17 protein-coding genes are annotated in these 20,905 nt (G+C 64.7%); 12 read left to right on the top strand and 5 right to left on the bottom strand.

Annotated features, from left to right (window positions below; all coding sequences use genetic code 11):
• Positions 1 to 110 precede the first annotated feature (110 nt).
• On the top strand, positions 111 to 488 hold the full coding sequence (locus tag IVB29_RS37685; RefSeq protein WP_247508491.1) for a response regulator: 378 nt from the start codon (positions 111 to 113) through the stop codon (positions 486 to 488).
• A gap of 127 nt (positions 489 to 615) precedes the next feature.
• Here IVB29_RS37685 and IVB29_RS37680 read toward each other — a convergent pair whose 3' ends face one another.
• From IVB29_RS37680 to glk, 3 genes are all read right to left on the bottom strand, one after another.
• Positions 616 to 771 carry a hypothetical protein gene (locus IVB29_RS37680; RefSeq protein WP_247508490.1) on the bottom strand — a complete coding sequence of 52 codons (156 nt, stop codon included), beginning with the start codon at positions 769 to 771 and terminating at the stop codon, positions 616 to 618.
• Between the two features lie 148 nt (positions 772 to 919).
• On the bottom strand, positions 920 to 1,123 hold the full coding sequence (locus IVB29_RS37675; protein ID WP_247508489.1) for a hypothetical protein: 204 nt from the start codon (positions 1,121 to 1,123) through the stop codon (positions 920 to 922).
• A 141-nt stretch (positions 1,124 to 1,264) separates the two neighbouring features.
• Positions 1,265 to 2,251: a glucokinase gene (glk, locus tag IVB29_RS37670; RefSeq protein WP_247508488.1), complete on the bottom strand. Its 987-nt coding sequence runs from the start codon at positions 2,249 to 2,251 to the stop codon at positions 1,265 to 1,267.
• Positions 2,252 to 2,510: 259 nt separating this feature from the next.
• Here glk and pncA point away from each other — a divergent pair, with 259 nt between their 5' ends.
• The 9 genes from pncA to IVB29_RS37625 all read left to right on the top strand — a co-directional run bounded on the left by pncA (position 2,511) and on the right by IVB29_RS37625 (position 13,163).
• Positions 2,511 to 3,137 carry a bifunctional nicotinamidase/pyrazinamidase gene (gene pncA, locus IVB29_RS37665; RefSeq protein ID WP_247508487.1) on the top strand — a complete coding sequence of 209 codons (627 nt, stop codon included), beginning with the start codon at positions 2,511 to 2,513 and terminating at the stop codon, positions 3,135 to 3,137.
• 16 nt (positions 3,138 to 3,153) lie between these two features.
• A complete protein-coding gene (locus IVB29_RS37660) occupies positions 3,154 to 4,269 on the top strand; it encodes an alpha/beta fold hydrolase (RefSeq protein ID WP_247508486.1) in 1,116 nt (371 codons plus the stop codon).
• A gap of 131 nt (positions 4,270 to 4,400) precedes the next feature.
• Positions 4,401 to 6,434 (top strand): NAD(+) synthase, encoded by a 2,034-nt coding sequence (locus IVB29_RS37655; protein WP_247508485.1) that lies wholly within the window; start codon positions 4,401 to 4,403, stop codon positions 6,432 to 6,434.
• Positions 6,435 to 6,917: 483 nt separating this feature from the next.
• Positions 6,918 to 7,733: a sugar phosphate isomerase/epimerase family protein gene (locus IVB29_RS37650; RefSeq protein WP_247508484.1), complete on the top strand. Its 816-nt coding sequence runs from the start codon at positions 6,918 to 6,920 to the stop codon at positions 7,731 to 7,733.
• A gap of 30 nt (positions 7,734 to 7,763) precedes the next feature.
• A complete protein-coding gene (locus IVB29_RS37645) occupies positions 7,764 to 9,401 on the top strand; it encodes an ABC transporter substrate-binding protein (RefSeq protein ID WP_247508483.1) in 1,638 nt (545 codons plus the stop codon).
• 3 nt (positions 9,402 to 9,404) lie between these two features.
• Positions 9,405 to 10,388: an ABC transporter ATP-binding protein gene (locus IVB29_RS37640; protein ID WP_247508482.1), complete on the top strand. Its 984-nt coding sequence runs from the start codon at positions 9,405 to 9,407 to the stop codon at positions 10,386 to 10,388.
• Positions 10,385 to 11,377: an ABC transporter ATP-binding protein gene (locus IVB29_RS37635; RefSeq protein WP_247508481.1), complete on the top strand. Its 993-nt coding sequence runs from the start codon at positions 10,385 to 10,387 to the stop codon at positions 11,375 to 11,377. The genes IVB29_RS37640 and IVB29_RS37635 overlap by 4 nt, the downstream gene beginning before the upstream one ends.
• Entirely contained in the window at positions 11,377 to 12,306 is a 930-nt protein-coding gene (locus IVB29_RS37630; RefSeq protein WP_247508480.1) for an ABC transporter permease, read from the top strand. Before IVB29_RS37635 ends, IVB29_RS37630 begins: the two co-directional genes overlap by 1 nt.
• Entirely contained in the window at positions 12,303 to 13,163 is an 861-nt protein-coding gene (locus IVB29_RS37625; RefSeq protein ID WP_247508479.1) for an ABC transporter permease, read from the top strand. Before IVB29_RS37630 ends, IVB29_RS37625 begins: the two co-directional genes overlap by 4 nt.
• A 44-nt stretch (positions 13,164 to 13,207) precedes the next feature.
• On the opposite strand, the gene IVB29_RS37620 is transcribed toward IVB29_RS37625, so the two are convergent.
• Complete coding sequence (locus IVB29_RS37620; protein WP_247508613.1) at positions 13,208 to 14,584, bottom strand: SagB family peptide dehydrogenase; 1,377 nt, start codon at positions 14,582 to 14,584, stop codon at positions 13,208 to 13,210.
• 95 nt (positions 14,585 to 14,679) lie between these two features.
• Positions 14,680 to 16,926 carry a TOMM precursor leader peptide-binding protein gene (locus IVB29_RS37615; protein ID WP_247508478.1) on the bottom strand — a complete coding sequence of 749 codons (2,247 nt, stop codon included), beginning with the start codon at positions 16,924 to 16,926 and terminating at the stop codon, positions 14,680 to 14,682.
• 894 nt (positions 16,927 to 17,820) lie between these two features.
• Here IVB29_RS37615 and IVB29_RS37610 point away from each other — a divergent pair.
• Both IVB29_RS37610 and ilvD read left to right on the top strand, forming a co-directional pair.
• Positions 17,821 to 18,690: a VOC family protein gene (locus IVB29_RS37610; protein ID WP_247508477.1), complete on the top strand. Its 870-nt coding sequence runs from the start codon at positions 17,821 to 17,823 to the stop codon at positions 18,688 to 18,690.
• 199 nt (positions 18,691 to 18,889) lie between these two features.
• Entirely contained in the window at positions 18,890 to 20,740 is a 1,851-nt protein-coding gene (gene ilvD, locus IVB29_RS37605) for a dihydroxy-acid dehydratase (protein ID WP_247508476.1), read from the top strand.
• Positions 20,741 to 20,905 lie beyond the last annotated feature (165 nt).

Here is a 20,905-nt window from a genome sequence, read left to right as displayed (position 1 = left end):
AAGTTGAATCGGATGGCGGACGCCTGAATTAACGGCGCCCGCCACGAATTCGTGAATCCTCTCCGCAATTCGGTTATGATTAGCTTCGCAAGCGGACTGCGGGGTTGATAATGGCGGACGGACTCTCTGTTTTCCTGGTCGAAGACGAGGCCTTGATCCGGATGATGGTGGCGGACATGGTGGAAGAACTCGGCCACCATGTCGTCGCGGAAGCGGACAATGTCCGGGACGCGAGCGCCTTTGCGATGACCGCGCAATATGATCTCGCCATCCTCGACATCAATCTGAAGGGATTGTACGTCGACCCCGTCGCCGATCTGATCGAGCGCCGTGGCAAGCCGTTCATGTTCGCCACCGGCTACGGGCCGGAGCTGCTGCCGTCCTTGCTCCGGCGACGGCCCATCCTGCGCAAGCCGATTTCCCTCGATCAGCTCAAGATCATGATCGACGCGCTGTTTCCGGACGCGATCGCCAAGGTACCTCACTGAGCGGCGGCGCAACGCCAAGCGACGGCGGAAGCGCCGCGCCGACGACGGCGAAGGTGCCGCGCCGCCATCGTCAACGAAAATGGCCGCCCGTTCGGGCGGCCACTTCACGCGAGAACTTGTGGCGGTCTCAGATCAGGCCGGCGCTGAGGTCGATGCCGCGCGCCATCAGGCCGAACGAGGCGACCAGGCCCATGCAGCAGAACAGCACGATGGTCTTGAACGAAGAATCGGCAATACGCGTTTCGACGGCAGCCGGCATCGCGGCGAGCGAAATCATGCTCATGTTCATTCCCCCCCTTTGTGTTGATCCTGAATTGCATCAGGTGAGGGAACTTCTAGAGCAAAAAGTTTGACGCGAGCTTTCGAGGGATCGTTAACAGAATCGCAAACAGTTCGCGTATGCGTGCGAGTGGCGGACGGTGCCGCACGTCTCAGTGGCGGCCGTTCTTCAGCACGTTAGCGATGGTGTGGGCCGTCATGGCGGCGCGATCCGAGGCACGCTGCGCGGCCAGCCGGTCGCGCGCCTTTTCCTCGATCAAGAGCTCGATCAGCGCCAGCCGCTTGTCGTCGTCGTCGGCCTCGAGCAGCAGACGGTGATAGCGGTGATAGTCGAATCCTGCATCCTGCTTACGCATGCCACGCCCCCGCAACTACGCCACACACTGAGCGAATTGTTTCCCATCGGAAACAATCGGGCAAGCACGATCCCGCGTGGAACCCTGCCTTCGGTGCAATCAGCTGTGCATAGTTAACGGAGCGGACGGTAGCGGGCGGCCTCACTCGGGATTGTGGTCGGCGAACATCTTCAGGCCGACGAAGCTCGCATCGGGCTTGGTGACCAGCCGGGTCGGGATGTTGCGCAGATAGTCCTGGAAGCGTCCCTTGGCCTCGAAGCGGGCGCGGAAGGCCGAGGCCGCAAGGAACTCGGGAAAGCGCGGCACGATCCCGCCGGCGATGTAGACCCCGCCGCGGGCGCCGAAGGTCACCGCCAGATTGCCCGCGACGGAGCCGAGGATGGCGCAGAACATATCGAGCGTCGCGCGGCTGTGCGCACAACTGCCGTCCAGGGCCGCCTTGGTGATGGCGGCAGCGTCCCGGTGCGGCACCTCTGCGCCGTCGACCTCCGCCAGCGCCTCGTAGAGGCTTTGCAGGCCGGAGCCCGACAGTGCGCCGCGCTCGATGGAGACATGGCCGAAACGCTTGCGCTGACACGCAATCACGCGCTCTTCACGTTCGTTCTCCGCCGGCAGCGTCGCGTGTCCCGCTTCGGTGACGACGGCGAGCCGAGCGCCATGGCGTTCAACCAGACATGAGACGCCAAAGCCGGTTCCGGGTCCGACCACCAGCAGCGGTTCGCCGGGGAGGCCATCCTGGCCGCCGAGCGGGATCAGATCGGCGGGCTCCAGGGCGGGCAGGGACCAGGCCACTACCTCGAAATCATTGAGCACATGAACGCTGTCGAAGCCGAGCCCCGGCTGGAGCTCGTTGCCGTCGATGACCCACGGGCTGTTGGTCATGACGCAGCGGTTGTTGGTCACGGGACCGGCGACAGCCAGCACGGCCCTTTTGGGCTGCTCGCCACCGGCGCGGCGCGCGAGAACGTCGGCCATGGCTTCCCGGACGGTCGGGAAGTCCGCGACCTTCACATAGTCGATGGGGCCGGTCTGGTCGCCACTGTCCGCTTCGCCCTGGCTTAACGCAAAGCGCGCATTGGTGCCGCCGATATCGGCGAGAAGAATTTTGCCTGTCTTGCCGATACTCATGATCAATTGGCCGCCGCGCCATACAGGCTTGCGGGAACCATCTCCTCCGCTCCATGCGATCCGCAGATTGCGAACGTCCCTGAGAATCCGTCCTTGCGTGAGCCTAGTCAACTCAAACGAGGCCAAACCGTTGCATCCGAGGTACGACGGCGCGACATTGCCGCATGTGGAGGGTGGTTGCGAAGCAGCGCGGGAAGATCGACACTAGCTAGAAGCGTTTCGGCGCCTGTCGCGCCGGATGGCTGAACAGGATTTTTCGATGAAGATCTCCGACCGCGACGTGCTGCTGGTGATCGACGTGCAGAACGATTTCTGCACCGGCGGGGCGCTGGCCGTGCCCGGCGGCGAGAAAGCCGTGCCCGCGATCAACCGCATCGCCCAGAAATTCACCAATGTGGTGCTGACCCAGGACTGGCATCCGGGCGATCACGTCTCCTTCGCGCCCAACCATGCGGGCAAGCAGCCGTTCCAGACCATCGAGCTGGAGTACGGCACCCAGGTGCTCTGGCCAACGCACTGCGTGCAGGGCACGGCGGGCGCCGAATTCCACGGCGAGCTGGACGTCACCCGAGCGAGCCTGGTGGTGCGAAAGGGTTTTCGCCGCGGCATCGATTCCTATTCGGCGCTGTTCGAGAACGACCACAGCACGCCGACCGGCCTGCTCGGCTATTTGCGCGAGCGCGAACTGAAGACCGTCTTCGTCGCAGGTCTCGCGCTCGACTTCTGTGTCCGCTTCTCGGCGGAAGATGCCCGCAAGGCCGGGTTCGACGTCGTGGTGATCGAGGATGCCTGCCGCGGGATCGATCTCGACGGATCCGTGGCCGCGGCGCATCGGAGTTTTGGCGCGCTCGGCATGTCCGTGATCAGCTTCGAGGCATTCTTGTGAGAGGTGCGAGATAGACGTGGCGGAGAAGACAGGCAGACAGCCCGGCGAAGCGGATCACGTCGCTGACGATCCGCTGCTGTGGCCGTTTGCGGCGGCGCGGCTCGCCATAAATGCCTGTTTCTGGTGGATGGAGCGCGGATCGACGGAGCCCGCCGACAGCAGCCTGCCGTGGACGGCGCCCAACTTCGTCGCGCTGGAGCTTGCGACCATGCGCCTGCGCGATTGCTCGCGGGCGCGGTCCGGCCAGCCGGCGCTGGTCTGCGCGCCCTATGCGCTGCATCGTGCCCTGATCGCCGACTTCGCGCCCGGGCACAGCGTGGTGCAGTCGCTGCAAAATGGCGGCGTGGACCGGATCTACCTGACCGACTGGCGCTCCGCCACGCCTGACATGCGTTATCTCTCGATCGACAGCTATCTGTCCGATCTCAACGTCGCCATCGACGAGATCGGCGCGCCGATCGATCTGGTGGGTCTGTGCCAGGGCGGCTGGCTGTCGCTGCTCTACGCGGCGCGCTTTCCCGCCAAGGTGCGGCGGCTGGTGCTGGTGGGCGCACCGGTCGATTTGTCGATCGACTCGGCGATGGCGCGGCTCGCCCGCAACGCGCCCGGCATGGTCTACGACCAGCTCGTGGCGCGTGGCGGCGGCAATGTCAGCGGCAAGGAGATGCTGCGCGTCTGGTCGAAAGCGCCGAGCCGCGGGGATATCGCAGCCGCCTTGCAGAAGGAGCTCATCGACGAGAAGGGCGCGGCGCTGCTCGCACGCTTCGACCAATGGAACGTCGAGCCGCTCGATCTGCCCGGCACCTATTATCTGGAGATCGTCAACTGGATTTTCCGGGAGAACCGGATTGCCGGCGGCAACTTCGTCGCGCTCGGCCGAAGGATCGACCTGAAGGACGTCAAGGCGCCGATCTTCCTGCTGGCCGGGCTCGACGACGATGTGGTGCCGGCGACACAGGCGCTCGCCACCGCCGGGCTCGTCGGCACGCCGCCGGCCTTCATCACGGCGGCCTCCGAGCCGAGCAACCATCTCGGCCTGTTCATGGGCGCGCGGACCCACGCACAGGCCTGGCCCCGGATTGCCCATTGGCTGCGGGACGATCTGTCCGGCGTGCTCGCCCGCAGCGCCTGAGCGACGCGCAAATCCGTTATGCATGATGCCGGATGCCCTGCACGGGGCGAGGTCCATGGACTACATAATGGGTTAGATATGGTCTGGAGCTGACGGCTGCGGCCGGCCGCGAAGAGGTTTAAGGGTCCGCGATGACTTTCAACTCGATCTACGCCCACGGATTTGCGCGCGTGGCGGCCTGCGTCACCACCTCTCATGTGGCCGATCCCACGGCGAATGCGAAGGCCGTCCTGGCGGCGGCGAAGGACTGCCACGACCAGTCGGTGGCGGTCGCCGTGTTTCCCGAGCTATGCCTGTCCGGTTACGCGATCGAGGATCTCGTGAAGCAGGACCCGCTGCTCGATGCGGTTGAACGCGGGCTCGCGGCGATTGTCGAGGCTTCTTCGGCGCTGATGACCGTCCTGATCGTCGGCGCGCCGCTGCGTTTTGGTGCCCGCATCTACAATTGCGCAATCGTCATCCATCGCGGCAATGTCTTGGGAGTGGTGCCCAAGAGCTACTTGCCGACCTACCGCGAATTCTACGAGGGGCGGCATTTCGCCTCCGGCACCGGCATCGCCGGCGAGACGATCGCCTTTGGCGGGCTGCACGCCCCGTTCGGCACTGACCTTCTCTTCACGGCGGAGGACGTTCCAGGCCTGACCATCGGCGTCGAGATATGCGAGGACATGTGGATCCCGGTGACGCCGGCCTCGGAGCTCGCGCTTGCCGGCGCCAGCGTGCTGATCAACCTCTCGGGCAGCCCGATCACGATCGGCCGCGCGCGCTCGCGCGCGCTGCTCTGCCAGTCGACCTCGGCGCGCTGTCTTGCCGCTTACGTCTATTCCGCCGCAGGCGCTGGGGAATCGACCACCGATCTCGCCTGGGACGGCCAGACCTCGATCTACGAGAACGGCGTGCTGCTGGCCGAGGGCGAGCGGTTCCGTCAAGGTGGCCAGATCACCTTTGCGGACGTCGATCTCGACCTGCTCAGGCAGGAGCGTGCGCTGATGGGCACGTTCGACGACAACCGCCGGCAGCGCGAAGGCTTTTATCGCAAAGTCACCTTTGCCCTGAAGCCGCCGGCCGCCGACATCGGCTTCCTGCGCAAGATCGAACGCTTTCCGTTCGTGCCGAGCGACGAGAGCCTGCTCGAGCAGGATTGCTATGAGGCCTATAACATCCAGGTCGCCGGCCTCGTTCAGCGCATGCGCGCCACCGGCACCAAGCGCGTGGTGATCGGCGTCTCGGGCGGCCTCGATTCCACCCACGCGCTGATCGTCGCCGCCAAGGCCGTGGACCTGCTCGGCTTGCCGCGCGAGAACATCCTTGCCTACACCATGCCGGGCTTTGCCACCGGCAGCGAGAGCAAGACCAATGCGCTGGCGTTGATGAAGGCGCTGCAGACGAGCTGGCAGGAACTCGATATCCGCACCACGGCGACGCAGATGCTGAAGGACATCGGCCATCCCTTCGGCAACGGCGAGAAGGTCTACGACATCACCTTCGAGAACGTGCAAGCGGGCCTGCGCACGGATTATCTGTTCCGGTTGGCCAACCATCACGGCGGCATCGTCATTGGCACCGGCGATCTCTCCGAGCTCGCACTGGGCTGGTGCACCTATGGCGTCGGCGACCAGATGGCGCATTACAACGTCAATGCCGGCGTGCCGAAGACGCTGATCCAGCATCTCATCCGCTGGGTGATCGCCTCAAAGCAGTTTACCGGCGACGTCAACACGACGCTTGCCTCGATCCTGTCGGCAGAGATCTCGCCCGAGCTGGTTCCGGTGAAGCCCGGCGAGAAGCCGCAGAGCACGGAGGCCTCAATCGGCCCCTACGAACTGCAGGATTTCAACCTGTTCTACACGCTGCGCTTCGGCATGCGCCCGTCCAAGATCGCCTTCATGGCGCAGCACGCCTGGAAGGATGTCGCCGAGGGCGAATGGCCGCCGGCATTCCCGACCGACAAGCGCAAGGCCTATGATCTTCCCGAGATCCGCCGCTGGCTGGAGGTGTTTTTGCGCCGCTTCTTCGCGTTCAGCCAGTTCAAGCGCTCGGCGATGCCGAACGGGCCGAAGGTCTCGGCCGGCGGCTCATTGTCGCCGCGCGGCGATTGGCGCGCGCCGTCGGATTCGAGCGCGGCGGCATGGCTCGAGGATCTCGAGCGGAACGTGCCGAAATGATCGGCAAATACTGATCGGCAAATACTGATCGGCAAGGGTGCCTGAACGAGATCGCGCCGCACGGCTGATCAAGCCGGCGGCGCGAAATCACGTTCAATCTAGAAAGCACGAGGTCCGGAGTGCCTAGGAGTCCGGACCTCGTAACCTTGCCCCAGCCTTTAGATCCCCCCGCCCCAAGTGGTCCCCCAACCCCGTGGTGCGCGATCAGAAGGTGATGCCCTTGGAAGGCCGCCGATCGATCAACGCGATGTACGCGATGCCTGGTTAGGATTCCATTCCGGATCACTACGGACTCAAAATTGCTTGATCCTGCGCGCGGACGCATGCGCCTGCACACGCCGCGCTCGGTGCTGCCTGAAATCGGTGCAAGTGATCCCCCGGATGTCCACATCTCGTCCGCTCTGCGGAACCTGCGTTTCACGGGCCTGTCATTGAACTGGTCTAGCGCTGCCCTTGTCATCGTTGACGGTCAAGGAGCAAGCCATGTCGAAGCCGGTGTTGGGCGCCGCACTATCCATCAAATCGATCCCTGCCCACCGCGACTGGCTTCTCGAACGGCAACGCGATCTCGAAGTTCAGGACTTCTTCCGCGCCGACCTGCTCGATGGCGACTGGCGCAGTGCGGCGACCGAAATCAAGCAGATGCTTTCGGGCCACACCGGCCGGCTCGGCATCCATGGCCCGTTCTGGGGTTTCACGATCGGCAGCCACGATCCGATGATCCGCCAGGTGGTGACGAAGCGCCTGCTTCAGGGGTTAGAGGCCGCCGAATTCCTCGGCGCGACGCAGATGGTGATGCATTCGCCGTTCACGACCTGGGACCACAACAATCTCGATCTCTATCCGGACAACCGCGCCAATGTCGTCGAACGCGTCAAGGCGACGCTCGCCGAGGTGATCGCGCGCGCTGAGACGATCGGCTGCGAAATCGTCATCGAGAACATCGAGGACAAGGATCCGCGCGACCGCGTGCGCCTCGCCAAGGCGCTCGAAAGCAACAAGGTCCGCGTCTCCCTCGACACCGGTCATGCCAACTACGCGCACATCTCCACCGGCGCGCCGCCGGTCGATTATTATGTCGAAACTGCCGGCGACATGCTGACGCATGTCCACCTCCAGGACACCGACGGCTTTGCCGACCGGCACTGGGCGCCGGGCGAAGGCAACATTCCGTGGGTCGCCGTGTTCCGCGCGCTGGGTCGGCTGACCTCGAACCCGCGGCTGATCCTCGAACTCCGCAATCACGACGACGTCCGCGCTGGCGCTGCCCATCTCGCCGCGCTCGGTCTCGCCGAATAACCGACATCACACAGGGCAGGGGTTATCCTCATGAGCAAGCTCACCCGTCGTACCATCCTCAAGTCCGGCGGCGTTGCCGCGGGCACGCTCCTGCTGCCGCGCTTTGCCATCGGGCAGGCCGACAACCGTCCGTCGGTGACGGTCGCCGTGCAGAAGGTCACCAATTCGAACGTGCTCGACGTGCTGCGCGAGCAGTCCAATGTCGGCGAGCGCGTGTTCTTCTCCTCGATCTGGGAAGGCCTGATCTCCAAGAACTGGCGCGGCAGCCTCGAGGCGGTGCCGGGCCTTGCCACCGAATGGCGCCGCATCGACGACCAGACCGTCGAGGTGAAGCTGCGTCAGGGCGTCAAGTTCCACAACGGTGACGAACTCACCGCCGAAGACGTCGTCTTCACTTTCAGCCGCGAACGCATGTTCGGCGAGACCGAGGCCAAGAGCCGCTCCACCATCCAGGCTTTCGAGAAGATCCCGATGCCGAAGCCCGGCAAGGAACTGCCGCCGGATGTGCCTGCCGTTGCCCGCCGCATCTGGCCGGACCTCGTCCGCGTCGATGCCGTCGACAAGTACACGGTGCGCTTCTACAACGCGACACCCGATGTGACGATCGAAGGGCGTCTGTCGCGCTACGGCTCCGATATCGCCAACCGCCGCGCCTGGGCCGAATCCGCCAGCTATCTCGACTGGGCCCGCAAGCCTGTTACGACGGGACCGTACAAGGTCGTCGAGCTCAAGCCCGACGTGTCGCTGACGCTGGAAGCGCATGACGAATATTGGGGCGGCCGTCCGCCGCTCAAGCGCATCCGCTTCCTCGAAGTGCCTGAAGTCGCGAGCCGCATCAACGGGCTGCTGTCGGGCGAGTATCAATTCGCCTGCGATATCCCGCCGGACCAGATCGCCGGCATCGAGAAGAACGCCGCGTTCGAAGTGCAGGGCGGCACCATCCTCAATCACCGCCTGACCGTGTTCGACAAGAACCACGCCCAGCTCGCCAATCCGCTTGTGCGCCGCGCCTTCACCCATTCGATCGACCGCCAGGCGATCGTCGACAGCCTGTGGGCCGGGCGCACCCGCGTGCCGAAGGGCCTGCAGTGGGAGTTCTACGGCGACATGTTCAACGCCGACTGGAGCGTGCCGGCCTATGATCCAAAACTCGCGCAGGATCTGTTGAAGCAGGCCAATTACAAGGGCGATCCGATTCCGTATCGCCTGCTCAACAACTACTACACCAACCAGGTCGCGACCGCTCAGGTGCTGGTCGAGATGTGGAAGTCGGTCGGCCTCAACGTCCAGATCGAGACCAAGGAGAACTGGTCGCAGATCATGGAGCGTGCGCCGACCCGCGCGGTGCGCGACTGGTCGAACTCGGCCGCCTTCAACGATCCCGTGTCCTCGCTGGTCGCCCAGCACGGGCCGAACGGCCAGCAGCAGCAGATCGGCGAATGGACCAATGCCGAGCTGAACACGCTCTCGGAGTTTTTGGAGACCTCGATCGACCGCGCGGCACGCAAGAAGGCGTTCCACCGCATGCTGGAAATCGCCGAGCGCGAGGACCCCGCCTACACGGTGCTGCACCAGAACGCGACCTTCACGGCCAAGCCGAAATCGATCAAGTGGAAGGCGTCGCCGGCGTTCGCGATGGATTTCCGCGCCGGCAATTTCGAGGCGTAGGCCGTGACGCCGCTGATCAGCATCGAAGGCCTGAGTGTCGCCTTCAACGGCGTGCCGGTCCTGCGCGGCGTCGATCTCGCTCTTGGTAAGGGCGAGGCCCTTGGCCTCGTCGGCGAGTCCGGATCGGGCAAGTCGGTGACCTGGCTTGCCGCGCTGGGCCTCTTGCCGCGACAGGCGAAGGTCTCCGGCTCGGTGCGGCTCGACGGGCGTGAGATCCTCGGCGCGCGAGCCTCCGAGCTCGACCATGTCAGGGGCGGGCGGGTCGCGATGATCTTCCAGGATCCGGCGAGCGCGCTCAACCCGGTGCTGACCATCCGCAAGCAGCTCTGCGAAGCCTTGGCACTGCATCGCGATCTCTCGGGCGAGGCCGTGAAGGCGGAAGCGCGGCGGCTGCTCGATCTCGTCGGCATTCCCGACGCGGCGCGGCGGCTCTCCGCCTATCCGCACGAATTCTCCGGCGGCCAGGTCCAGCGCATCATGATCGCGATGGCGCTCGCCGGAAACCCTGATGTGCTGATCGCGGACGAGCCGACCACGGCACTCGACGCCACCATTCAGGCTCAGATCCTTGAGCTGCTCTCCACCATCCGCCGCGAGATGAGCATGGCGATGGTCCTGATCAGCCACGATCTCGGCGTCGTCGCCGAAAACTGCGACCGCGTCGCGGTGATGTATGCCGGCCGCATCGTCGAGCAGGCGCCAGCGAACCAGCTCTTCGCCGATCCCGTGCATCCCTATGCGCAGGGCCTGATCGGCGCGCTGCCGCCGCTCGACGGGCCGCGCCGCCGGCTCACTGCCATTCCCGGCACCGTGCCCGATCCCGCGCACATGCCAAGCGGTTGCGCTTTCGCTCCGCGTTGCGCATTGGCCGCGGAGCCGTGCGGCCTTGCCGCGCCGACTCTGGCCCCCATCGCGGATGACCGCGCCGTCGCCTGCATCCGCGCCGAAGCATCGCGCCGCGCGCTGCTCGGGATCGCCGCCGAATGAGCGCGCCGCTCGTCGAGGTGTCCACGATCGCGCGCAGCTACAGCATGCGCTCCGGGATGTTCGGCCGCAGCACGGCCGTCCACGCGGTCGATGGCGTATCGTTGACTATCCCCAAAGGCGAAACGCTCGGCCTCGTTGGCGAATCCGGCTCAGGCAAATCCACCACCGGCCGCATCGTGCTCGGCCTCGAGCCGCCAGATCGCGGCGAGGTGCGATTCGACGGCAAGCCGATGGCGGCGCCGGGAACGCGAGTGTGGCGCGCGCAACGGGCGCGCATGCAGATGATCTTCCAGGATCCGCTGGGCGCGCTGGATCGGCGCCTTCCGGTCGCAACCCAGATCCGCGAACCCCTGGACATTCACGGCCTCGGCACGCCCGCCGAGCGCGAGGATCGCGTCCGCGAACTCCTGCGCGCGGTCGAGCTGACGCCGGCACATGGCGCGCGTTATCCGGGCGCGCTGTCCGGCGGACAGCGCCAGCGCATCGTGCTGGCGAGGGCGCTCGCCACAAAGCCCGATTTCCTTGTTTGCGACGAGCCGGTCAGCGCGCTCGATGTCTCGATCCAGGCGCAGGTGGTGAACCTGCTTTGCGACCTGCAGGCCCAACTTGGGCTTACCCTGCTATTCATTAGCCACGATTTGCGCGTGGTGAGGCAGATCAGCAATTCGGTCGCCGTGATGTATCTCGGCCGCATCGTCGAGATCGGCAGTGCCGACGATCTCTTTGCGCACCCCGAACATCCGTACACGCAAGCGCTGGTCTCGGCCTCGCCCGCACCGGGCCGCCGCAGCGCCGGCCGCATCGTGCTCGCGGGCGATCCGCCGAACCCGGCTGCCCGCCCGCAAGGCTGTGCCTTCCATCCGCGTTGCCCGCGGGCGATCGCGCGCTGTGCGAGCGAGGTGCCGGCGCTCTCGGCCGTCGGCGGTGACAGGCAGGTCGCCTGCCATCTCGTGACGGGGCCGCAAGCCCAAACGCGGGATGCGGCGTGATGGGGCGCTATTTCGCCATTCGGATCGGACGCGCCGCCCTGACGATCGTCCTCGTCGTCACCTTCGCCTTTGTCGTGCTGCGTCTCTCCGGCGATCCCGCGCTGATGATTTTGGGACCTGAGGCACCGCCCGAGGTCCTCGCCGCCTTCCGCAAAGCCTGGGGTCTCGATGATCCCATCTGGTTCCAGTATCTCGATTACTTCGGCGCCATCGCCAAAGGTGAGCTCGGCCGTTCGATGCGTGACGGACGACCCGCGATCCAGCTCGTGCTGGAGCGCATCCCTGCGACGCTGGCGCTGACCTTGCCGGCTTTCGCGTTCAAGGTCGCGCTCGGCATTCCCGCCGGCATCTATGCCGCGCTGCATCGCGGCTCTGGAATTGACCGCGCTGTCATGATGACGGCGGTCGCCGGCTTCACCGTGCCGAGTTTTGTCCTTGCGCTGCTGCTCGTGCTTGTCTTTGCCGTGCAGCTCGGCTGGCTGCCGTCGGGCGGCCAGGACAGCTGGCGCCACGCCATCTTGCCGATCGTGACGCTCAGCCTCGGCGGCGCGGCCGTCCTGGCGCGCTTTACCCGCAGCGCGATGCTTGAGGTGCTGGGCCAGCCTTATATCCGCACCGCTTCCGCAAAAGGCGTGCCGTGGCGCAAGGTGGTGACGTCGCATGCGCTGCCGAATGCGGCGATCCCGACCGTGACCATTCTCGGCTTCATGGTGGGCACGCTGATCGCGGGCGCGGTCGTGGTCGAGAGCGTGTTTGCCTGGCCGGGAGTAGGGCGCCTGCTCGTCGTCGCCGTCGCCAACCGCGACCTCGCCGTCGTGCAATGCATCCTGCTATTGGTCGCGATGACCATGGTCACGTCCAACCTGGTCGTCGACTTCCTCTACGGCTTCCTCGATCCCCGGCTGCGCGCCAAGGGGGCCCACGCATGACCGATGCCGCGCTGAAGGACATCACTACCCGCCGCCGCATCACCCTGCCGGCGATCCCGGTCTCGGTCGCGCTTGCAATCGGCTGGATCGTCGCGATGCTGGTGATCGCTGCCTTCGCCGAGAAGATCGCGCCTTACAGCTTCACCCAGCTCGACCTGCGCAACCGGCTCTCACCGCCCGGCAACATCGCGCATTGGCTCGGCACCGATGAACTCGGCCGCGACGTGCTGTCGCGCCTTCTCGTCTCGATCCGCATCTCGCTGCTGATCGCGTTCGGCGCGACCGCGATCTCGGCGATCGTCGGCACCACGCTCGGCTTCCTCGCCGCGCATTTTCGCGGCCTCGTCGAGCAGCTGGTGCTGATGCTGACCGATTTCCAGGCCAGCATGCCGTTCGTGATCATGGCGCTCGCGGTGCTCGCCTTCTTCGGCAGTTCGCTGCCGCTGCTGATCGGCCTGATGGGACTGTTCGGCTGGGAGCGCTACGCCCGGATCGCCCGCGGCCTCGCCATCTCCGCCAATGCGCAGGGCTATGCGGCTGCCGTTCGTCAGCTCGGCGCGACGCCGGCGCGGATCTACCTCAGACACATCCTGCCCAACATCGCCTCGACCCTGATCGTCTCGACCACGCTGGTGTTCCCCGAGGTGATCCTGATGGAGTCGGGCCTGTCATTCCTCGGCCTTGGCGTGCAGCCGCCGATGACCAGCCTCGGCAACATGGTCGGCTATGGCCGCGAGTACCTGACCCGGGCGCCCTGGATCATGCTGGCGCCGGCGACCACCATCGTCGTGACCACACTGGCGGTGTCTGTCATCGGCGACTGGCTGCGCGACCGGCTCGATCCGACCCTGCAATAGCGCGACGGCGTGGTGCGTGCGCCGATTTGCGTCGGACACCGATTCTAGCCTTGGACCTCCGGCTTCTTGCCGCGCCCGAGCGCGAATTGACCGACCGGGCCCTCCACATGCAATTCCAGCTCCGTCATTTTCGCGAACAGATCGATGTCGGTGGTCCCGATGGCGCAGCCACCAAGGCCCATATCGGTCGCGGCCAGATAAAACGTCTGAATCAGGCTGCCGACATCCTTGAGGATCAACGAATATGCAATTGAGCTGTATTTCCAGGAGACGCGCCCAAAGCGCGCCGCGATCGTGATCAGGATCTGCGGCTCACCAGGCGCGTCCATGGCAAACTGAGCTGCTACCGAGAGGGTCTGGAGCTGTTGAGCGGAGGCGCTGATCGCTACCAGCGCGTGGCCCCCTGCGTCGTAGTGGTAGAGTCCGCGCGCGAGCCCTTCGCAGTTCGAGACCGCCAGGTACAATTCCAGCTCGTACGCGCTGCCCGCTGCCGGATAAGGCCTCGTGCTGTAGGTGACCTCGGGACCGCCGTCGAAATACGGTTCGCTCTTCCATTCGGACACGACGCGCGCGGTGGTGTTGAGGAATTGCGCGAGCTCGCGGAGCGTGACCGGATGCTTGTCGTCGAAATCCCGTGTTGAATGGCGTTCGCGCAACAGCTTCGGGAAGCGGGAGTTCGGCTCCGGGGAGGAGAATTTGCGCAGGTCGATCTTGCTGCCTGGCCATGGCGGACGCACCGCGGGCGGCGGCGGAACGACGCTCGCATAGGTGAAAGCGGCGCCGACCGGATTGGCCTGCCGGCCCTCCGTGCTCCGCGTGTGAAATACCAGATCATGGAAATCCCAGAGAACGAGATTGCCGTCGCCTTCATCCACTCGCAGGCCGTCGCCGCCTTTCGCATCGAGCTTGAGCAGAATCTGGCTCTCCAGCAACAGCTGCAGCAGAAGGAGGTTGAAGGAGGGCGCCTTCCGGTTGAGCTTGCCGATCTTTTGAGGCTGCGACAGCGCAGCAAGGGTGGCGGCGATGGCGGGATCGCCGATCCGGAACAGCGCGCCGGCGCGTGGCGATTCCAGCACCATCTCATTGCCGCGCCGGCGCAAATAGGCAAAGCGCGACAACACGACGGTATCATTGCTGCCCAGCTTCGCGCGTCGCGGCCAGTAGTCGGGGACCTGAGGCTCGATGACCACGAGGTCGCGCTCGCCACGCGAGGAGGAAAGCGGGTATTCGAGGAGCCCCTGCCGGGCCAGGCGATGCACCAGCGCATCGATTTCCCTGGCGAGGATGCTCTTGCCTGCAAACGAAGCGATCGGAAGACCGGTGCTCAGATGTCGCGCGCGGTCCATCGCGGCCCCGCTGAATTGTCCGAGGTTGACGGAATAGTCGCCCGAAGAGGCGGCGATATTTCCGTCCGGCTGCATCTGGAGGGAGAAGCGATGGCTCAATCGGGCAGCAAGGTCTGGCGCGATCTTCCTGGTCGGCGTTTTCCTGGAAGCGCGCACGAAAGGGCAGCCCTTCAGGTGTGTGGAAGGAATGAAGTCAGATCGCTTTCCAGTCGCGGCCTGTCCAACAATCCGAGCTTCACCGGCACATCGAAAAGGCGTCCCGGTGCAAAGCGGCGATAAAAATGACGCAAGCCAGGAACGAGCACTCTGACGACCGGAACCTCGACGTCGGGACGTGTCTGGTCGAGGACGAGGAAATCGTAGCCCGCCCGGGCGGCGATCTCAACGCAGGCAATGACCTGGTCACGCGTATTGTCGTGAAGCTTGAGGCTCGGCGCTGGCGGGACGATCGGGCGATCGCTCGGTGTCAGGAACGGGTGGTCTTGCAGGCGCAGCGGTGTGACACCGTCGAGGGTTGGTTTCTCGCCGCTCGCACCGCTCATCATGCCGACGGACATGAATTGGGTCAGCTCGGTGAGGGAGCGCAGCAGGGCTATACGGCGGTCGAAATGCGCGCCGGAACCGAACTCGATATTCTCGTGTCCATTCTGCATCCAGTGCATGATCGCCACGTAAGTCGGAATGCCGAGTTCGGTGGTGACGTCGAGCACCCACAGCTTGCGCCCGGCTTCCGCAAATTGAGACTGGAGATCCCGGACATAGAAATCGTCAAACTGCTCGAGGTCGACCGCTGCGCGCTGCACCCGGTTGTACCACCAGATCGCGTACGCATCGCGCTCGATCAGTTCGAGGAAGCCCTGAACGATCGCTTCGTCGCGGGTGTTGCCGGCCGCGCAGCCGTTGGAATCCGTATGAAAGCCGCCATAGAAGAAGTAGAGGAGGCCGGTCGGCAGATATTTGAAGCGTTTGTCGCGCAACGACGAGACCGGCGACCACTCGGTCCTCACCGAGGGATCGAACGGCTCGGGAACTGGATGGGGGTCGTCCGGTTGCTGGAGAAACCTGTTCTTGAACTGCGTTTCGCTGAAGAGCTGGACATCGTTGGGAAGAAGCGCGTCGTCAGGCGCGAAATCGGCAAATCGACGCGTCCTCCTGATCTCATCGCCCTGGAAAATGCCCGAATAGCGCTCGATCGATTCCATCAGCGCGCTGGCTTCGCCCTGCTCGGCGGTCGAGCCCTTGCCAAAACTGCCGCCGCTCAATCCGGACCTGAGCTGGTCGATGCTTCGCGCCGGCGCGGAGAAATTGTGCTGGGCGAAGTAGTTGGTATTCATCGGCAGATCGACGTCGATTCGTTCGAGCCGGGTCACCACCCCTGTCAGTGGGCTCACATGCTTGCGGAAGCGCGACACCGTCGATCGCGACGTCACGGTGCGATATCCACCGCTGGTCATGACGAGCTTCTTGCCCTCGGCGATCTCGACCAGGGCCGGAGATCGGCGCGGGTTGTTCAGCTTCTTGCTGCCGCAGGTCGGACATTGCGGACGTCGCGTCACGTAGTGCTTGGCGATGGCGGCGCCGGTCAGGTCGAAGCTTGCGATGTGATCGCACAAATCGGTACGAAAATCCGAGGCAATTGCCTTGGCGATCTCGACGGCGGCAAAATGGATTCCAGTCTGGCCGACGCTTTCTGTGACGAGTGGCGATACGGCAACCGCACGCGCCGGTCCCCGGTCAAGAAACCCCCTGATCTCCCGGTTGCGGATCATGCGATCGAACAGGCAGGTCCAGCAGGCGCTCTCGCCCGGTTTGAACACGGGCCCGACCAGCGGAAACGGGCCGGATGGCTGTACCAGCAACCAGGGGGTCTTGCCGGCTACACGCTCGTGGTTCAGTTCGGCGAGCCGCCGGTCAAGATAATCGTTCACCAGCGTGATCGTGAGCTTCGGCGAGCGCTTGGCGATTTGAACGCCGAGCTTACTCAAGGCCGCGGTCAGCTCCCTGGCGCCTTTGACGTCAATCGACTCGACCTGAATGGCGCAACTGCGAAGATTTTGTTCCGCGACCTCCGGAGACAAGCCGAGGCTTGCCCAAAAGCCGCCGACGGCCTCGTCGAATGCTGGCGAGGTCCGCGCAACGACATATCGGCGATCGAGGAGCCGCTTGATCGCTTCCTCGATTTTGTCAGTGGGGAAGCGCTTCGAAAGCTGGCGAATGATGTCCGGCCTGGCGTTGCCATGTTTTCCGAGCGCGGTCGCCAAGGCGCAGTAGAGTTCGCCGTGCAGGAAGAACTTGCGGTCCTCGGAATAGAGGCAAACCGCATCGGGAGGCAGTACGTAGGCGGTGAAGTTCGGTGCAAATCGGAGGAGGTCTTTGCGGGTCTGCCGCGCAACGCGGGGCTTGCGATTGGCATTCATTGAGTCAGCACGCTGATCCTGTTGCCGTTACGTCAGATCGCCGGCGCAAGACGGATCGTCGTGCCCGCGCGCTGGTATTTTCCCGGAGAGTTGGGACGAATTCGCCCGTCGCCGGCAAGCCATCGATGCACGTGCCGTAGCGAAACCAATCAACTGGCCGGCCCCTTTCTCAGGGCCGGTCAATGATATATCGGCTGATGGACACGCCATTCGGAACGCTAGCACCAGCGGCAGCGGCCCCACGATGCGCAGCAACCCGCGCATGATACGGCGCATCCCACCACACCAACGCCACAGCCAACGGCACAACCGGCACATCGGCAACCGACGCCACATCGGCAGCTACGGCAACCCCGACAGCCTCTGCAGCCACGGCAACCGCCGCATCCGCGCCATGCCAGCTGCACGCGGCTCCCGGCGTTTTCCTTGTCGAAGAGATGGAAGGTGGCGAGGCTGACGTCAGCCATTTCCTCGTCATCGAGCGTGATGGCCTGCCCCGTTCCAAAGTGCTGCAATTGTTGTACGTCGGGTGTCGGCACGGCGGAGGCCGATGCGCCTCCCGCCAGCGAGAACGTCAGCCCTGCCGCTCCTAACGCCGGCACGGCGACCTTGGTTACTCGCTTCTTCCCTTTAGAAGTCTTCTTCGCCTGCCGCATGGTCGAACCTCCGAGCATTGCAAGAAGCGTCCCAGCCGCGGTAAGTCTACGCCGAGGAAATAATGCGAGCAACAATTACGCGCACAAAAGTGCGGCGCCGCACGTTCAGGATGTATTCATCTTCATGAACGATGCCGGCGGGGCCAGTTGACAAACGCATCAACGATCCGCGCTCTTGGTGCGCGTGCAGCTTGGTGCAGTGCCGCAATCGTATCCAGGTTTGAACGGAGAGATCGGCGTGGCGGATCAACTCGGACGTTTCGCTTGGTACGAACTGCTGACCACGGACGTCGCGGCGGCAGGCGCATTCTATCGCAAGGTCATCGGCTGGGGCGTGAAGGATGAATCGACACCGGAACTGCCCTACACGGTGCTTCGTAGCGGCGGCACCCCGCTGGGCGGGCTGATGGATATCCCGGAAGAGGGGCGAAGATTGGGGGCGACGCCGAGATGGATGGGATACGTCGCCGTCGACGACCTGGACGCCACCGCCGCGCAGGTCAGACGTCTTGGAGGCACGATCCTTGTACCACCGACCGACACCAATATCGGCCGCATAGCAGTCGTTGCCGATCCGCAGGAGGCGACGTTCGGGCTGATCAAAGAACCGACCTATGGCCGACGGAAATCCGTCCGGGTGGACGAGCCGGGCCGCGTAGGCTGGCATGAGTTGCTGGCCGCCGACCGGACCTTGATCTTCGATTTCTACCGAGACCTGTTCGGTTGGCAGAAGGCCGACGCTCAAAGCGAACCGGCGGCCTGGTATCAATTGTTTTCGGCGGGTGGGCAGACTGTCGGCGGCATGCTCACGAAACTTCCGAGCGTAGCGCAGCCGAGCTGGCTGCATTACTTCAATGTTGACGACATCGGTGCTGCCACGAAGCATGTGAATGCCGGCGGAGGCCGAATCCTGCAGGGGCCGATTGAATTGCCTGATGGCTGCTGGATCGCACGATGTGTCGACCCCCAAGGCGCCCTGTTTGCATTGCAGGGCGCCCGAGGTCAGACAAGCATTGAGCCATCCTCGGCCTCGGAAATCGGCTGGTCCGCCAAGTGGGGTGGCATTGCCTCCCAGGGGAGAATTATTCTGCCCAAGCCGAAGCGCTAGCAACAGCGTCTGTCCGGCTCGACCCGACCCTGCAAGAGCCCGCGCCGGGAGCAGGGGAGGCCTGCGATAGGCCGATCCGGGGCTATCAGGGGCAAGTTCCCGTTGCGCCTGATCACCCCGTGCGGTATCCGGCCACAAAGGCCTGAGGCGGCTTCCAATTTTCCCGCCCGGCCGACCAAACCCGAGGACGGAAACCGCCATGCCAGCCTATCGCTCCCGCACCACCACCCACGGCCGCAACATGGCGGGCGCCCGCGGCCTCTGGCGCGCGACGGGCATGAAGGACGGCGATTTCGGCAAGCCGATCATCGCGGTCGTCAACTCTTTCACTCAGTTCGTGCCCGGCCACGTCCACCTCAAGGACCTCGGTCAGCTCGTGGCCCGCGAGATCGAGCAGGCCGGCGGCGTCGCCAAGGAATTCAACACCATCGCGGTCGATGACGGCATCGCCATGGGCCATGACGGCATGCTCTACAGCCTGCCGTCGCGCGAACTGATCGCCGACAGCGTCGAGTACATGGTCAACGCGCACTGCGCCGACGGCATGGTCTGCATCTCCAATTGCGACAAGATCACGCCCGGCATGCTGATGGCCGCGCTGCGCCTCAACATCCCCGCCGTGTTCGTCTCGGGCGGACCGATGGAGGCCGGCAAGGTTACGCTGCAGGGCAAGACCAAGGCCGTCGACCTGATCGACGCCATGGTCGCCGCCGCCGACTCCAAGGTCAGCGACGAGGACGTCAAGGTGATCGAGCGCTCGGCGTGCCCGACCTGCGGCTCGTGCTCGGGCATGTTCACGGCCAATTCGATGAACTGCCTGACCGAGGCGCTCGGCCTGGCGCTGCCCGGCAACGGCACGGTGGTGGCAACCCATGCCGACCGCAAGCGCCTGTTCGTCGAGGCCGGCCACACCATCGTCGATATCGTGCGGCGCTACTACGAGCAGGACGATGCAAGCGTGCTACCGCGCAACGTCGCCAACTTCAAGGCGTTCGAGAACGCGATGACGCTCGACATCGCGATGGGCGGCTCGACCAACACCGTGCTGCATCTGCTTGCAGCTGCCCATGAAGGCGAGGTGAAGTTCACCATGCAGGACATCGACCGTCTGTCGCGCCGCGTGCCCGTGCTCTGCAAAGTCGCGCCGTCCGTCGCCGACGTCCATGTCGAGGACGTGCACCGTGCCGGCGGCATCATGGGCATTCTGGGCGAGCTCGACCGCGCCGGCCTGATCGACACCTCGGTCTCGACCGTGCATGCGCCGACCATGAACGATGCGCTGGAGCGCTGGGACATCAAGCGCTCCAAGAGCGAGTCGGTCCGCACCTTCTTCCGTGCCTCGCCCGGCGGCATCCCGACTCAGGTCGCGTTCAGCCAGGAGCGTCGCTACGACGAGCTCGATGCCGACCGCGAGAAGGGCGTCGTGCGCAATCTCGAGCACGCCTTCAGCAAGGACGGCGGCCTCGCCGTGCTCTACGGCAATCTTGCGCAGGACGGCTGCATCGTGAAGACCGCCGGCGTCGACGCCTCGATCCTGAAGTTCTCCGGCCCGGCGCGCGTGTTCGAAAGCCAGGACGCATCCGTCGAAGCCATCCTGGGCGGCAAGGTCGTGGCTGGCGAGATCGTGGTCATCATCTATGAAGGCCCGCGCGGCGGCCCCGGCATGCAGGAGATGCTGTATCCGACCAGCTATCTGAAATCGATGGGGCTCGGAAAGGCTTGCGCGCTCGTCACCGACGGACGCTTCTCGGGCGGCTCCTCAGGCTTGTCGATCGGCCATCTGTCTCCGGAAGCCGCCGAAGGCGGCAACATCGGTCTCGTCCGCACCGGCGACCGCATCGCGATCGACATTCCGAACCGCAGCATCAGCCTCGAAGTCTCCGACGAGGAGCTCGCCAAGCGCCGCGCGGCGGAGGAGGCCAAGGGCGATGCCGCCTGGCAGCCCGCTGCGCGCAAGCGCAACGTCTCGACCGCGCTGCAGGCTTACGCCGCGCTCACCACCAGTGCCGCACGCGGCGCGGTGCGCGAGGTGAAGCGTCGCACCAAGTAAGCGCTGCTTGCGTTCGCGCATCGTGCATGGTCAACAAGTTCTGAACGGCCGGCGAAAGCCGGCCGTTCGCATTAAGGATGCCTCAACGAACTTCAGCGGCTCAGAAATTTGCGGCGTATACTGCCAGCGACCTTCGCAAATCCATTTTGGGCAACTGGGGCGCCA

The sequence above is a fragment of the Bradyrhizobium sp. 1 genome, from assembly GCF_023073315.1.
Lineage (GTDB): Bacteria > Pseudomonadota > Alphaproteobacteria > Rhizobiales > Xanthobacteraceae > Bradyrhizobium.
Note: the sequence above shows the minus strand (reverse complement) of the source record. Positions and strands in the feature narration are given on the sequence as shown.